Annotated in this window: 13 protein-coding genes; 8 read left to right on the forward strand and 5 right to left on the reverse strand. The window is 49.6% G+C overall.

Annotated features, from left to right (window positions below):
• Positions 1 to 457 precede the first annotated feature (457 nt).
• The 3 genes from Mal48_RS12645 (at position 458) to Mal48_RS12655 (ending at position 2749) form a co-directional block, all read left to right on the forward strand.
• Positions 458 to 883: a hypothetical protein gene (locus tag Mal48_RS12645; protein WP_145199838.1), complete on the forward strand. Its 426-nt coding sequence runs from the start codon at positions 458 to 460 to the stop codon at positions 881 to 883.
• A gap of 434 nt (positions 884 to 1317) precedes the next feature.
• On the forward strand, positions 1318 to 1836 hold the full coding sequence (locus Mal48_RS12650) for an RNA polymerase sigma factor (RefSeq protein ID WP_197441670.1): 519 nt from the start codon (positions 1318 to 1320) through the stop codon (positions 1834 to 1836).
• A 106-nt stretch (positions 1837 to 1942) separates the two neighbouring features.
• Complete coding sequence (locus Mal48_RS12655) at positions 1943 to 2749, forward strand: anti-sigma factor family protein (protein WP_145199844.1); 807 nt, start codon at positions 1943 to 1945, stop codon at positions 2747 to 2749.
• An 81-nt stretch (positions 2750 to 2830) separates the two neighbouring features.
• On the opposite strand, the gene tadA is transcribed toward Mal48_RS12655, so the two are convergent.
• On the reverse strand, positions 2831 to 3481 hold the full coding sequence (gene tadA / locus Mal48_RS12660; protein ID WP_231739525.1) for a tRNA adenosine(34) deaminase TadA: 651 nt from the start codon (positions 3479 to 3481) through the stop codon (positions 2831 to 2833).
• Positions 3482 to 3657: 176 nt separating this feature from the next.
• Here tadA and Mal48_RS12665 point away from each other — a divergent pair, with 176 nt between their 5' ends.
• Positions 3658 to 4695 carry a sugar phosphate isomerase/epimerase family protein gene (locus Mal48_RS12665; RefSeq protein ID WP_197441671.1) on the forward strand — a complete coding sequence of 346 codons (1038 nt, stop codon included), beginning with the start codon at positions 3658 to 3660 and terminating at the stop codon, positions 4693 to 4695.
• A gap of 36 nt (positions 4696 to 4731) precedes the next feature.
• The gene (locus tag Mal48_RS12670) at positions 4732 to 5055 is read left to right on the forward strand and encodes a cupin domain-containing protein (RefSeq protein WP_145199847.1); all 324 of its coding nucleotides are present in this window, start codon (positions 4732 to 4734) and stop codon (positions 5053 to 5055) included.
• Positions 5056 to 5146: 91 nt separating this feature from the next.
• Here the strand turns inward: Mal48_RS12670 and Mal48_RS12675 are convergent, their stop codons facing one another.
• The 4 genes from Mal48_RS12675 to Mal48_RS12690 form a co-directional block, all read right to left on the reverse strand.
• On the reverse strand, positions 5147 to 6115 hold the full coding sequence (locus Mal48_RS12675) for a prepilin peptidase (protein WP_231740022.1): 969 nt from the start codon (positions 6113 to 6115) through the stop codon (positions 5147 to 5149).
• Positions 6116 to 6126: 11 nt separating this feature from the next.
• On the reverse strand, positions 6127 to 7251 hold the full coding sequence (locus tag Mal48_RS12680; protein WP_145199854.1) for a serine hydrolase domain-containing protein: 1125 nt from the start codon (positions 7249 to 7251) through the stop codon (positions 6127 to 6129).
• 377 nt (positions 7252 to 7628) lie between these two features.
• Complete coding sequence (locus Mal48_RS12685) at positions 7629 to 8489, reverse strand: hypothetical protein (protein ID WP_145199857.1); 861 nt, start codon at positions 8487 to 8489, stop codon at positions 7629 to 7631.
• A 100-nt stretch (positions 8490 to 8589) separates the two neighbouring features.
• Complete coding sequence (locus Mal48_RS12690; protein WP_197441672.1) at positions 8590 to 9693, reverse strand: HlyD family secretion protein; 1104 nt, start codon at positions 9691 to 9693, stop codon at positions 8590 to 8592.
• 800 nt (positions 9694 to 10493) lie between these two features.
• Between Mal48_RS12690 and Mal48_RS12695 the strand changes: the two genes are divergently transcribed.
• The 3 genes from Mal48_RS12695 (at position 10494) to Mal48_RS12705 (ending at position 15330) form a co-directional block, all read left to right on the forward strand.
• Positions 10494 to 11810 (forward strand): Gfo/Idh/MocA family protein, encoded by a 1317-nt coding sequence (locus Mal48_RS12695; protein WP_197441673.1) that lies wholly within the window; start codon positions 10494 to 10496, stop codon positions 11808 to 11810.
• Positions 11811 to 12171: 361 nt separating this feature from the next.
• A complete protein-coding gene (locus Mal48_RS12700; protein WP_145199865.1) occupies positions 12172 to 13329 on the forward strand; it encodes a leucine-rich repeat domain-containing protein in 1158 nt (385 codons plus the stop codon).
• A 552-nt stretch (positions 13330 to 13881) separates the two neighbouring features.
• Positions 13882 to 15330, forward strand: coding sequence for a DNA-directed RNA polymerase subunit alpha C-terminal domain-containing protein (locus Mal48_RS12705; protein ID WP_231739527.1), 1449 nt, complete (start codon positions 13882 to 13884; stop codon positions 15328 to 15330).
• Positions 15331 to 15539 lie beyond the last annotated feature (209 nt).

Raw genomic sequence — 15539 nt, forward strand, 5'->3', positions numbered from 1 at the left:
CTGTCGAACTGACTGATTGCCTGGCCCTGCATCGTCCGAATTTGCAACGAATTTTGCTTTCGCTATTAGAACTTAAGCGATGAGCGAATCTCAACGATGAGCACATTGACGCAGAAAACCGATGAGCCTGCCTGAACCTGGCTGTAAACGCGATGTATCATCGCCCCCGATGCATACGGTTGCATCAGTTGTCACGCTTTTGGCCTGTTTGTTGTTCAATTCTCACTGTTCAGCCGGTATTAAGTTGCGAAATCGCCATAATTCTCTCGATTCCTGAAAGAGAGCGTGACGTTTCTCTTGTTTCGTTGCGTACGGTCGTTGTCTGGTAGTAAAGTTGTATTGAATGAGTCGGTTTTGACAGAAACCAACTTCAGGGGCAATTTGCCCAATACAGAAAATGACGACAATCAACCTGTTCAACGCATTGTTTCAACTACACAACTGAGGTGATTTTCCCGTGAATAAAATGAGCTTGGCAGGAACATCGCTGGTCGCTGCAATCCCGGCTGGGATTCTTGGATATCTCATGCTCATGGCGGTCATGAACAACATGGAAGGGATGCCGACGGTTCTAAAAGTCGCAGCCATCATGTTACTCATCATGGCTGCAGTGGTCATTCTCCTCCCTGTGTACATTCTGATTTACTTCGGCGGAGGGAAAGCGGCTCAAAAATCGGCTTCCGAATCAAACTCAGAAACTTCATCAGTCCCCTCTTCAACAGACGATGACGACCTTGACGGCAATTTTGACGATGAAATCGGTGACATCGATGATGACGACGAACTCTCCGATGAGAGTTTTGAAGCAGACGATGATGATGACGATGAATTCGCAACTGACGACGAGTTTGAATTCGACGAAGACGACGAGGAAGAATTATAGAAACGCAAAGACCTTCGCCAGCGACGCTTCCTGAAGAACCGTAGCTGGAAAACGAATTTCATTTCTAAACGACTCTTGATCGGGACAGTTCTTCCCGTTGTTTTCTTATTTTCAATCTCAGATTTCCGGGCTGCCGAGTCTCCGTTGCAGATTCATTTTACAGACAAGATTCTGACCTCCGACTCTCAGAAGAAACGCCGACTTGATCAACCTTCCCCTGCTGAGAAGCCAAACTTGACGAACTGAATCGAGAGTTGTCTATCAAAGATTTGGAATCCCCCGACTACTGTCATTTCATGGTGAGTGCCGCGCGTGCCACCGCTCAGCAATGGGAGTTGGTCAATCTTTGTCTCGATCGAATTCTCTTAACATTCGATGAAATCAGGATTTTCGTGGAATAAATGGGCACCGAATCAGATCAGTTTGGCAAGGGAATGAATACAGAACGATCATCACAGTCAAATTCTGTAGGCATCTCGATCCAAGAACTGGTCAATTCGTTCTATTCAGACGTCTACCGGTTTGCGTATCGATTGTCTGGCAATCAGGCAGATGCCGAAGACCTGACTCAACAGACGTTCTTAACGGCTTGCCGTAAACTCCATCAGATCAAGGACTTATCCAAAAGTCGCTCTTGGTTGTTTACGATTGTCCGGAATGCATTTCTAAAAACACAAAGACACCCTGAAATAGAACTCTCCACGTTTGAGGACATGGTCGTCGCTGTTGACGCCCCTACGGTTCTCAACCTTGAGTTTGATGAGGAAGCGCTAGGAATTGCTCTGGGAGAAATGCCAGAGACATACCGGACTCCGGTTCTTCTCTACTATTTTGAGGAAATCGGATACAAAGAGATCGCTGAAATCCTGCAAGTTCCCATCGGGACGGTGATGAGCCGACTCTCTCGGGGAAAGCAGTTTCTTCGATCAAAACTTTCACCCGAATCACCATAAGCCAACAAACGAACTGAACCAATAAAAACAGCTCGACAGAACGGATTTGTCGAAACAGACTGCCAACAGACATAAGCAGTCTCTGCAAGGATGACGGAACACTCCCATGATTGATTGCAAAACCACCCGTGAATATCTGGACTCAATGACTGCTCAGGAACGAGCCGTCAACGGGGAGGTTGCGTCTCACTTAGAGAGTTGTCCGGACTGTCAGCTTTTCGCAGAGCAACTGGAACTCTTTGACCACAAAGTTTCGTCACTTCTGCAAGCAGTTCCCGTCCCTGACGGACTCCAGGAACGTCTACTTTCGTCACTTTCGCAATTTGAGTCTGCCGAGCAAGACGAACAGGTCAACATTCTCAAACTGCCAGTTCAAAGTCACCGATCACAACGGTGGACAATTCTTCAACGAAGCCTCATTGGAACCGTTGCAGCTGTTCTAATTGTGGCGATCTCCTTGATTTGGACTCAGCCAGAGCCGACCTCCACGTTGAATTACGCGGACGCGAAGTCAACTCTGCAGAAAACCTTCTCGAAGATCGACGCATCTAACTGGAACCGGCTCGCAGCCTTTGATCAGCAAGAGTTTCAAATCAAACATCTTGACCGACCACTCCGGCGATGGACCTTGTCTGAACCAGTGGGAATGGATCTCGGGAAAAGTGCAGCTCACGATGCTGCGGCATATCAATTTTCCTATCAAATTCAAGATGGTCCCAAGTGGTCCGGAACGCTCGTTGTTTTGCCGACAGCACAGTTCTCTGAAACACCAAAGCAAACCGAACCAGAATCGTCTTCCGGAATGCAGATTCTTGAATGGCAATCGACAGACGGAACACTCACGTACCTCGTCTTCGTCGATCAAGGCTCAGCTGACGAACTGGCAAATGTGATGTTCAGTGCGATTGGATAACTGAATTCCTTTCGTCGCACCGATCTTCACTCTCTTCGCTGAACGATCCCATCAAGCGGAATTGACTGACACCCAGAGACGCTATTTCTTTCCCTTGGCTCGCTGGATCGCGAAAAACTCTTTCAGCAAAGTCTGACACTCCAATTGGTGCACATCAGCTGTCACATTGACGCGATGGTTTAATCGCGCATCATCTGTAATCTGGTACAGCGAGTTGCACGCCCCACCTTTCGGGTCCATGGTTCCGTAAACGAGTCTTGGGATGCGTGACTGCACAATCGCTCCGGCGCACATTGGACAGGGTTCAAGGGTGACGTACAGCGTACAATTCAAAAGTCTCCAAGACTTCAGTTCCTCTGCAGCCTGTGTAATCGCAATCATTTCCGCATGGGCCGTCGGATCGTTGAGCGATTCTCGCTGATTGTAGCCTTCACCAATCACGCGATCTTCATGAACGACAACAGCTCCGACCGGAACTTCATCCTGCTCGAAAGCTCGCTGCGCTTGATCAATGGCGTGCATCATCCAGTATTCATGAATTTGCTGAAGCGTGATTGTTGGTTCAAACATCAATGTTCCGATTGTGAGTGGCGGTGGATTCTCAAGATAGCAACGAACCGCATCGGGAATCAATGACTCAAGATCGTCACTATCTTCGAAATCCGGGACATGTGAAACTTGCGGCAGGCACCAGGCAAAAAGAATGCATTGGAAACGAACTTGACGTCCCATACGTGTGCGATAAGAAATCAACTCTGATAGAGTCTCACTAGTCTAGTGCATCTTTCGAATTGGTGTTTTGGTTCTGCCTCGTGGTGAACAGCAATCTCAATAGAGAATCGCGTTCTTCACGGGCACGCGGTAGAGCAAACTGCTCTAGCTGAATCATTTCTCACTGGGAGTTGATCATGAGTGGTCCTTATCCGTTTCAGAAGTCGGTGAGCCTGAATCGTCGGCAAGCCATGTTGTCGACCATGACGGCAGCCGCAGCGACGTTTCTCACTGAAGGGCAAAGTGACGCAGCGGAAGTTTCATCGGACGATGACCGGAAGAGGTCTCCGAAATCGTACAAGATGAAGAAATCGATCAACCTTTGGGCCTTTCCGTATCCAGATCGGATGTCACTCAAAGAGTGTATGCAACTTGCCAAGGATGCCGGGTTCGATGGGATCGAGTTGAACTACGACCTCGAGAGCGATCTTTCTCCGAAATCGGGACCTAAAGAACTAACGGCAATTCGCCGTATGGCAGAAGAGATCGGAATCGAGATCGGCGGGCTTTGTTCGTTCTTGTTCTGGCCATACCCGCTCACAGCCAATGATGTGGAGCGCCGCGCACGTGGCATGGAATTGGCAACCAAAATGACCCATGCAGCCCACGACCTCGGAACAGAGAATCTTCTGGTTGTCCCCGGATCGGTTCACATCCCCTGGCGAGATGACTACCCCCCTGTTGCGAACGATGTCTGTGATGAGCGTGCGAAAGCTGCTGTCACCAAACTTCTGCCAACAGCGGAAAAGCTCGGCGTGAGCATGAACATTGAAAACATTTTCTTCAATGGGTACATCATGACGCCCATGGAGATGGCTGACTTTGTGGATCACTTCGACAGCGAGTTTGTGAATGTCCACTTCGATACCGGGAACATCATGATGTTCCAGTTCCCCGAGCATTGGATCAACTATCTGGGAAAACGCATCCGCAATGTGCATCTAAAAGAGTTCACAAAAAACGGAACCGACTACTCGCTGGAAACCTTCCGGCCATTACTCGATGGCACCACCGATTGGCCGGCAGTCATCGAAGCTTTCGACCAGACGGAATATGATGGATATTTGACGTTTGAATATTTTCATCCCTGGCTGCATTACCCTGAAGCCTTGATCTACCAAACCTCCGACTCAATGGATCGAATGCTAGGCCGAACAACCGGACGTGTTGTGTGAGGTCGCCGTTTTTTTCAGCATGCCAGGAAACAAACAATGGACATTTCAGAACTTAGCAACTTGGAAGAACGCGAATTGATCCCCGGTTTTCATGGGAGATTGGTTCACTCAGCGACGATGACTTTCGTCTACTGGAGAATCGAAGCGGGGGCAATTCTTCCCGAACATTCGCATCCACATGAGCAAGTCGCACACACATTTGAAGGTGAGTTTGAACTTTCCGTTGACGGCGAAACTCGCTTACTCACAGCGAACAGTGTCGCTGTCATCCCGGGCAATGCGAAGCACTCGGGCAAGGCGCTCACCGATTGCCGTATCATGGATGCCTTTCATCCTGTGCGTGAGGACTATCTTCTGTGAGTCGGAGGAAGATGATGACGAAGACCACCTGATTTCCAGAATGAGACGTTGAATGAATAGAGCCAGTGGCAGGACGCAAAACCTGCGGCTGCTATCTTTTCAAATCCAGAGACTTATAGAATCGCAACATGCCCAGCAGAAGGACGAACAAGGTCACGGACAGACCAATCGTCACTGTCATCGATACCCAGTCGCCGAAGAAACGGCGGACGGCGAAAATTGAGTCTCGATCAGCGTTCTCCGCCAGTGGGACTTCGAGCATCCAAATCCATTTCCAGGTGAACAAGGTTGCCGTCGCTCCCAATGCCAGAAATGGTCCGTACGGAAGTGCTGGTCGATTGCTCACAGCTCGAACGCAACCGCCGACAATTAACGCAAACAATGGTGCAATCGCAAACGCAATGATCGTTGGCTGCCAACCGAGAAACGCGCCGATCATGGCCATTAAATAAATATCTCCCGTTCCTAACGTCGGCATTCGCAAGATAAACGAGGAGATGAACTTCGTCAGTGCTGCCAGAGAAACGCCCGCAACGATTCCGCATAGACTCCATACAAAACCGTGCAGATGCTGATGAGATGCCAACCAGGGTGGGAAATAGGGACCACGAAGTTGCGGCTGTTCCTGATTCCAGTCGATCCAAACATGCACAAGTTGGAATTCTCCAGAGGCCACCGCTCCGCCAATTCCAATCACGATTCCTAACCAGCAGGTCCACTCTAAAATGTAGTAGTTCCTGAGGTCTGTCGCTGTGATCATGAGCAATAATGACAACAGGCAGAGATGATAGATCACACGAAGGTTCCGCCAGTGTTCTTCTGGTCGAACAACAGGCGTATGTTGGCATTGATATGCAATCACACAGATCACAAACAATGCGGAAAGTATCGCCCCTGAGACCCCGAACAGCAGCGGCCAACTTTTAGGTTCCAGTTCACAATCGATCAACGATTTTTTCGTTCCGACAAAAGTCAGAACCCCGAAAACAGCCGCGCAAGCGAGCATGAACTCTCGCAAAGAGAGTGTTGTGATTCCGAGAGCGATCTCTTGTTCCCACATCAATTCAGAACTCAACCTTCGTGATTCGAACCGGAAAGACCGAGGTCTTCGTAAATGGCAGAATTGAGTTCGCGGAAACGCTCGTTATGAAGTCTTTCCCCGGGGCAACCATTCGCGACAGCTGCGACAACGAGTTGATGTTCAGGGTCTGCAAATCCGATTGATGATTGCGCTCCTCCATGACCGTAAGAATCTTCGGAAGCGTAGCGACCAAACCCATACGGAACGGTTTCAGCTCCGTAGCGGTTTGAGTTCACAATCAAGCCATATCCGAAATCGAGCTTGTGTTGAAATGTCAAATCAAACATTCCGACACGCTGCCTCGACGTCATTTGAGAAATACTTTCGGGGGAAAGGATTTGCCGCCCTGATCGACTGACTCCTCCCTGTAGCATCATTTCGTAGAAGTTGCCAAGTTGCGAAATTGGTCCTCTCATACTTCCGCCGGGAGATGCTGACCGGCAGGCGACTTCCTCATGCCCTTGAGTGGGGCGAAATTTCTGATCAACGATCGTGTGAAGCACGCCAATCCGGTCGCCGTATGCCAGATAGAGATGTTTCGGGACCACCATCCAACAATCAACCATATCGAGTGGCTCAAGAATGTTTTGACGCACAATTTGATCAATCGGTTTCCCTTCGAGCCGCTGAAGAATCTCTCCCAGGATGAACCATGAAAGAGCAGGATCGTACGCGGCATTCTCACCGGGCGTCCAATCTTTACGAAGTGGCGTATTGTTCGTTTTCGCAACAATTTCATCCCACGATTTGTGAGGCCAGCCAGAACTGACCGGTCGCAGGCCACCTGTATGCGTCAACAAATGTGCCACGGTCACTTCTTCCTTTCCGCGAGCTGCGAATTCAGGAATGATCGATGAGACACGATCAGTCAGTGATAGCTTTCCTGTTTCAATCAATTGAAACACAGCAGCCGCAGTGATCGGTTTTCCGCTGGAGAGCCAAGAGCACAGCGTCTCTGGAGTGAGGACTTCATCTTCTCGATTCATCCCAATCGCAAAATCTCCAATCACATCTCCTGCCTGGGAAACATAAACTTGCATCCCCAAGTGAAGCTTGTTCGCGATCCCCTCACTTACGATTTCAATTGTCCTGGGAAACTGATGATTGGCTGGCATGTCGATGATATTAATTTTGGTGAACGAGAGGGAGAGATCGCAGGATACTATAACGTCCGTCGTCGGATACGCACGAGGTTTTTTCAACAGGCGAAGAAACAAGAAGGTGCGACAATGCGAAGGCTACTCACATTCTGTATGACGATTGGCAGTCTGTCGACAGCTGACGCATAAACGAAGCAAGCACTGAAAATGCTCCCAAGTCAAGCTAGAACTGATCCTGAAACTTAAAATTGCTCTCTCAAACGTAATGAAAAGCGGCTATTCCAGAGGTTTTCGAACTGGTTCTAATTTTGGTTCTGGCGTTCTGCCTCGTGGCGAGCAGGCTATGAAAGTTGTGAATGCAAACTTCACGGGCACGACAGCATTGAACTTCTCTAGCTGCGTTGCTGTTTGAAGAACACGATGTTGCCGATGATGATGAGGCCGATCATCAATAAGTGTGCGACGAGTTGCGGACCCATGCGGCGTTTGCCTTCCAGGTACTTCTTGTCCGGCTCTTTCCCATCTTTCTTCAGATAATGATCGACAACCAATGACTCGTATTCTGCAGCTCCCTTAATCGCGCCGAGTAATCCTCGAAGCTGCTCCGGGATGTAAGGATATAGCAGCGGAGCCTGAACACCGGTGCAGCCGGCGACCATTTTGATTTGATTTGGATACGGAGTCGCAGCGTACTGCACCCACTCTTTTGTACCGGGGTAAGCTCCACTGACATTGATGATTAAGTCCATCTGCTGGACATTTTCGATGTCGCGACACATCGGAATCTGATCGATGTTTGTTCCTCTGGCATCTGTGGTGTAGAGTCCGCGAAGATCAGTCACGATGACTTTGATGACTCCTTCATAGCCTGACTTGTAGCCGAGATTGACGTAATCTTCTCCGTAAGTCAGTTCGGGAAAGTCAGCTTTAACAACATCAGAGACAGTCTTGTCGATCATCTGCGGCCCAACAGGCAGAAGAGTCATGAAATACATCTTCAGCTTCTTTTCACAGCAGTGAAGCGCCAAGGCGGTTGCCATAGGCCCGAGTTCACCTTCTGTTGACGGATCAAAATCCCAAGCCATCAGGACTTTGTCGCCTTCGTTCAAGTTCTCGATCTCGTCGAAAACATTCTGTGCCAGTTCGCTTGGTTTCTCAGGAAACTGAAGCTCGAACAGAATCGGAACAGCGACAGAAATCGCCATTAAAAGAAAGATCCAGCGACGGTCCAAATTTTCAAGAAAGTGAAACACGATCACAAAACTCAATCAAGATGAAATTGTAGACAACTTGATTGGAGTATAAGAATCTTCACCTTAGAATGTCATCCAAGTCAATGAATGAATAAGACGATTACTGTTTCTCGCTGACACGAACCATCACCTGAGAACCGATCGGGACGTTCGGCCAAACGTGACCTGTCTGTTCAACTTGCACCAGAACCGTTGTGTCTTCAGTAGAATTTTCAGCGATGAGACACGGCTTGGCTTGTGGTGCCACAGAGGAAACGACTCCCGAATAGAAAGCATTTCCTGGGAACGTCAGTTGGACTTTCGTACCCAACTCGAAGGAGGGAATGTTCTTCGAAGGAACGTAAACCACCAGATACCGTTTTGAATCGTCCAAGAGTTCGACGAGCGCAGTTCCCGGATCAACTTGATCACCCGAACGGCACTTGAAAACGCCCACTCGACCAATCGCTGGTGAAACGATCGTCAACTCCGTCTCTTGAGCGAGAAGCTGGTCCAGTTCCGCCTCAGCTCGAGCAAGCTCCGCTTCAGCGACATCGACTCCCTGGGTCTTACGAATATGCAGCGGAAGCGATTCTTTGAGACCAAGAAGCTGCTTCTGACGAAGTTCGCAAATCTCGACCTGAGCCGAAGAGACTTCAGCTGCGTTTGCAACCAGTTCCATCTCAAGGACGGTTGCCATTCGCTGTGATGAGCTGATTTTATTGTTGACGACCATGGAATCAAAGAGCGAGTTGCCATCGTCGATCATTGCGAAGTCGCGCCCTGCCAGAACATCGCCGAGCATGCTGCGTTGCAATTCGAAGTTATATTTCTCTTTCAAGAACGAAGCAGACCGTAATTGAATGTCACAAATCTCGGATTCCAGCGTCCTCAATCGCCAATTCAATTCCAACTCTGCCGAAGCCAACGACTGCTGCAACTTTGATTCCAGCGATGCAATCTCACGTTTTTTGGCAAGAATCGCGTGACCGAGAGATTCATCATGAATCCGCATGATTGGATCGCCGATGCGGACTTCCGAACCTTCTTCAACAGTGACTTCGGCAATTCTCCCGGCACGACTCGCAGTAACATGAGTCGTCCGAGCAGTGAGAATTGCGTGACACAACGGACCGCTAGGCAGCTCCAGCCAAACTGCAGCGGCAACTCCTAGAAGGAGAGCACTCACCGCGAAGGCGAAGATTCGCCGAGGGGGTGCAGGCATTTCCGGGCAAAGCTCAGAGTGGTGGCTCATACGCTTGGGGACGCTCTTTCCAAAAGATCAAACTTCAATCGACCGATGACTCATTCGATTCAAAATCACAATTTGAAACTTTGAAATAAAACCGAAAGGTTTTGATTGAAGCCATAATGACAGTACAACAACTCCTAAATCGGCAGAGAGGGACTTTCAGCCCCAAAAGACTCGTCCATTCACACCGCAATGTTAACAACGAACGGGGTCCAGTCTTCACCAACAGACTATTCCTGAGCATTCCGGTAACCGGAAAAGTCAGCCCAGCCCACACAAGCCAGTCGAGACAGAATCCCTTTGCTGAACTCGATCTGAAACACTGACTTCTGGTCAATTCTCAATGTTTTTTCCACATTGTTTTCGCCACACGGTTTTCGCCACACGGTTTTCGCCACACGGTTTTCGCCACACGGTTTTCGCCACACGGTTTTCGCCAAACAGAAACAACATGCCTGTTGCGTCATCTTTGTCCTCGCGCAGGGACGATGCTGCTCGCAGGGCTTGAGTTTTCCAGTCCAAGACTTGAACTAGACTTCAGATTTTGTTGAGCTTTCTTGAGGAAAGATAAGAGTTGCCTGACTTCCTCACTCTTCCGACACACTTTATCAACATGAGTTCATCAAATCGCTTATCCACAGCCCACAGAGCAGGTATATTCTTCACGAAAAATCCCCGCTTCCCCCAGAGGAAGACAGGACAACTCAAGAATCGACGGATAAAGATCTATCCTCTACAATGCCGTCATGAATCCAAACTCAAAAGGAAAGCTGATGTCTGCACAAAACTTGTCTCGTCGCCACTTTTTACAAGGCGTTGCGTCGACTGCGGTCTTGGGGCCGATGGTCGTTCAAGCACAATCCAAGCCAGCTGCCAAAGTGAACATCGCCTGTATCGGGGTGGGCGGAAAAGGTTGGTCCGACATGCTTGAGGTCTCGGTCGGACATAACATTGTCGCCATTTGCGATATCGACGAAGGGCGTCTTGCCAAAGCTGCTGACAAATTTCCAAAAGCGAAGAAGTACACAAGTTGGCAGAAGCTTCTGGAGCAAAAAGATATTAATGCCGTCACAATTTCGACGCCAGACCATACGCACGCTCCTGCCACGATGTCTGCGATGGAACTGGGAAAGCATGTCTATACGCAAAAGCCGTTAACACACGATGTGTTTGAATCCCGGCAGTTGACCGAATTCGCCAAAGAGAAAAACCTGATCACCCAGATGGGGATTCAGCACCATGCGACGGCACGACTCAAGCTGGGCGTCCACGCAATTCAAAATGGAGCCATCGGAAAAGTCAAAGAGGCTCACGTTTGGACCGACCGACCGGGAACATTCTGGAAGCAAGGACTTGAACGTCCCACGAAGAAAGATCCGGTACCAGCTCAGGTCCACTGGAATGACTGGTTGGGAACCGCCCCAGAGCGGCCGTTCGTCACCGGAATGTATCATCCGTTCCATTGGCGCGGCTGGTGGGATTTCGGAACCGGAGCACTGGGAGACATGGGCTGCCATCTCATGGACCCTGTGATCGACGCTCTCGAACTCGGACCACCCAAAACGATCAGCGCTGAAGGTCCACCGCCAACCTCAGAAAGTGGTCCGGAGTGGTGCATCGTGCATTACACATTCCCGGGAACTAAACAGACTGAAAAAACGGTTGACGTGCATTGGTACGAAGCCGGTTTACAGCCAGATCGCAAACTCTTCCAAGCTCCTGAAGACTGGGCAGGATCAAAGAATGGAGTTCTTTACATCGGTGAAAAAGGAAACCTCTTCCTTGGATTTCCGGAAATGCCGGAACTGTTTCCAAAAGAGAAGTTCGAAGACTACAAATGGCCCGAGTTCTCCGACCACAATCACTATCAGGAATGGACAAACGCAGTCGCAACCGACGGGAAGACCTCCTGTCCGTTCGAATACTCCGGACCGCTCACTGAAACAGTTCTCCTGGGGAATGTCGCGTACCGCTCCGGAAAGACAATTCAGTGGGACAGCGAAAACATGAAGGCGACAGGCGAACCCTCTGCGGATCAGTTCATTAAACGGACCTACCGAGATGGCTGGAATGTCAGCGGACTTGGTTAAAATTCGCTCACAAAAACTCTGAAACGAGGAGCGTTCTGACAACCACACCGGTTCTCAAAACGACCTCGGTTTCAGGTTTGGTGAGAGTCGCGAGAGAAGCTTTTACCGTCAGGGATTGCGATTCAGATGAGTCACTCCGAGCAGGGATCAAATTTCCTTGCTCGACTGTGGCCATTTTGAATTCCAATCCTTTTTTATTTCGCATCTTTTTCTCACGAAAGTTTGCGGCAGGTGGATCAACTCGGAAGAGGTCCATAGAATCTCTTGAATCAATATCATCGAGCGATTTGCGAAAACGCCCGCTTTTCGAACCTTAGCGTAGAATCCTCGACGCAAGACACATCAACGAAGAATATTCTCAATGCCGAATTTGAACCTGAAAACCATCGCGTGTGTTGCAACCGCACTCATCATTTCCGGTTGCCAGAAACCTGCGACCGAAACTCCAGCCCCATCCACGAGCCAAACGCCCTCTGAAACCTCAGAGGCTCCGACGCCTGCAGAACCAGTCGAAGCCACACCTGCTGACGACCCTGAAGTCGTCGCTTCGATCGAGCGTGTCGCAACATCTATTAAAAAAGACTCGAACGGATATGTCACAGAGGTCAATTACCGTGGATCATCAGTCAGCGACGATGACCTCGAAACACTGACAAAGCTGACGAAACTACAATCGATTCTGTTGAATGAGGCCAAGATCTCTGACAACGGACTCAAACAGATCGGCAAGATCAAAACTCTTCGAAATCTCGATCTTCGTGACTGTCCGATCAGCAACGAGGGGCTGGCACATCTCGTCAATCTCGACGGATTGCGCGCACTCAGACTCTCAGGAAAAAGTGGAGTCACCGATGTCGACGATGATGGAATGGTCCACGTTGGCAAGCTAACGAGCATGAAAGCCTTGCTGCTCGACTTTCTGTGGGTCAGCGGCGAAGGACTCTCTCAGCTTGGTGACCTCAAAAACCTTGAAGAACTCTATCTCGCCGGAACCCTCGTCGGCGACGAAGACTTAGCACAGATGAAATTGTTCCCGAATCTCAAAAAACTTCGTCTCTCGAAGCTTTCACAAGTGACTGGAGCCGGACTGAAGCATGTCAGCCAACTCTCGAAGCTTGAAGATCTCGATTTGAGCGAGGACAGCTCACTCTTCGATGCGGACTTGGCCCCCATCGCAAACATGACCACTCTCAAGCGTTTGAACTTGTGGCGCGTCGCGTTAACGAACGATGGTGTCGCTCATCTTGAAAAGCTGACAAACCTCAACTGGCTCAATCTGGACAATACCCAACTGAGTGACGCAGGGCTTGTCTACCTCAAGGGAATGGATCAATTGACCTTCCTGCACCTCGGTTCGACCGCCATCACCAATGACGGGCTCTCCGAATTGGCAGGCCTGAAATCACTGAAGGATCTTAAAATCACAAGAACCGCTGTGACTGAAGAAGGGGTCGAGAAGCTGAAGAAGGAACTTCCGAATACAGAAATTCAGCTGAAGTACCTGGGCAACGGAGAGTAACCGGCGATGAAAGAATCAGTCGCCTGATGCCGCTCTCCCGGTCAATCAGCCGAAACAACAGGACTAACTCAGACAAGCAACGAAAGCCCCAACATCCCATCGGGGCCCTCTTATCTGTCAATAAGTTCGTAAGTTTCTCTCAGCGATTCGATTCACAGCTGTTAAGTTGTTGAATTGCATAGCTGGGCGAAAATAAGAAACTTTCAGATTGAACAGGCACTGGGCGCGGCATCCCCTTTTATGCAGTCCCATATGATCGAGAAGCGAGGCGAGGCTGAGTGGCCCAATGATGCTCAACGAAGGATAAGTTTGACGAGAATGCCGGTGCCCCATAGGATTTCCAAGGGAATTCCACGCCGTGCCAACTTTTTCCTGCGACGCATCAAAACTTTCATAATAAACAGATTCCCAGTGATCGGACCCTGCAAAGCAGCAAAATTCTCACAGGCAACCTGGAAGTTTCAACGCGATTGATTCCACGTATTTGCTTGCTACAATAGAAGATTCGATCATCTTCGCGACGATTTTTAAGAATCAAGGAGTGCGAGTCCGTTGTTTACACCATCATCACCAGAGTCGGAACCAACGCCATTTTCAGCGATTGTTCCCCCTGAACAGCCACAAGATCAATCCGCATCGCACCTTTCTTCACCGCAGATGTCTGAACAACCGGCATCGCAACCGCCTGCTCAGCCAACGGTGCCGAGCTTTGATTTTGTCGCAGTTCTACGAGATTCGGCAACTCTTGGTCGTGAAGAGTTGCAACGCATGCTCTCAGCAGCCATCGGCGCTGGAGCAATTGATTTTCGAAAAGCCGTTGAACAAATCACCGAAGAGGCCAAGTCCGATCCTGGCCTGATTGTTCGTGCCGGAATTGGTCAGTTTTACATCGGGAACGCCACTGTTGCCGAAGAGCTTTTAACCGGAACCAACGACGGAATTGGCCGCTACTACTTGGGACAGGCACTGCTTTCTCAAGAGCGGTACGAAGATGCTGCGAAGGAATTCGAGCAAGCTGGAAAGCTTGGCTACAAACCAACAGAGAGTACACTCCGCCGTTCAGGTGCCATCCGACGAGCAGGACGGCTCGAAGATGCTGAAGAATTGATCCGTAGCACCGGAGCAGATGGTGCTCGACTCGCAGAATACTCCTACCAAATGGGGTGTATCCTGTCAGATCGTGGAGACACGTTCGGAGCGATCGAATACTTCGAACGCGCCGTCGACATGGACCCGCATCACCAGCGTGCTCTGTTTGCACTGGCTGTCCAGAACAGTCGCCACGGCGATGATGAAGAAGCGATTCAACTCTATGAACGCTGCCTCTCCCGCCCACCATATCTCCGTGGAGCATTGCTGAATCTGGGGCTTCTCTACGAAGACAAAGAAAATTACTCGGCGGCACAATACTGCTTTGAACGAGTCCTCAAGTACGATCCAGGGAACGAGCGAGCGATCCTCTACCTGAAGGACATCGAAGCCACTAGCGACATGTACTACGACGAAGAGTCGCTGAAAGAACAACAACGACTTGAGCAACTTCTTGCTCGACCTGTCACCGATTTCGAACTCTCAGTGAGAAGCCGAAACTGCTTGGCGACTATGGGAATCGACACGCTCGGTCAATTGACTGAGATCAGCGAACAGGAATTGCTCTCCGGAAAGAACTTCGGTGAAACATCGTTGATCGAAGTTCGTGAACTCATGGAGGTCCACGGCCTGTCGATTGGTGAATACCTTCACGAAAAACAACGGGAACCGTCATTCGACAACCGTGAACTCACTGCAGAAGAGCAAGCTGCAGTTCAGCTTCCGATTAGCGATTTGAACCTTTCGGTTCGTAGTCGGAAATGTATGGCTCGCTTGGGAATCACCACAATTGGTGAAGTTCTGATCCGTACACCGGACGAGCTACTTTCGGCCAAGAACTTCGGAGTGACATCCCTGAACGAGATTCGGAACAAGCTTTCAGAAATGAACCTGAAGCTTCGAAACGACTAAGGTCAGAAAAATGAAAACGGGGCCTCACTGGCCCCGTTTTTAGTTAATGATTTCGTTATCGTACGGTCAAAGGTGCAGTCGGAACCAACGTATTCCTACTAAACAGGTCGGCGCAGCTGATTGATTGCCCCAGCTGCGTGCGCGGACCTTGGACACAACGTTTCGCTTAAATTATCAAGAATCTACGACTGGTATTCTTTCGGACCCGA

Origin of the sequence: Thalassoglobus polymorphus (assembly GCF_007744255.1) — a bacterium.
GTDB classification, from domain to species: domain Bacteria; phylum Planctomycetota; class Planctomycetia; order Planctomycetales; family Planctomycetaceae; genus Thalassoglobus; species Thalassoglobus polymorphus.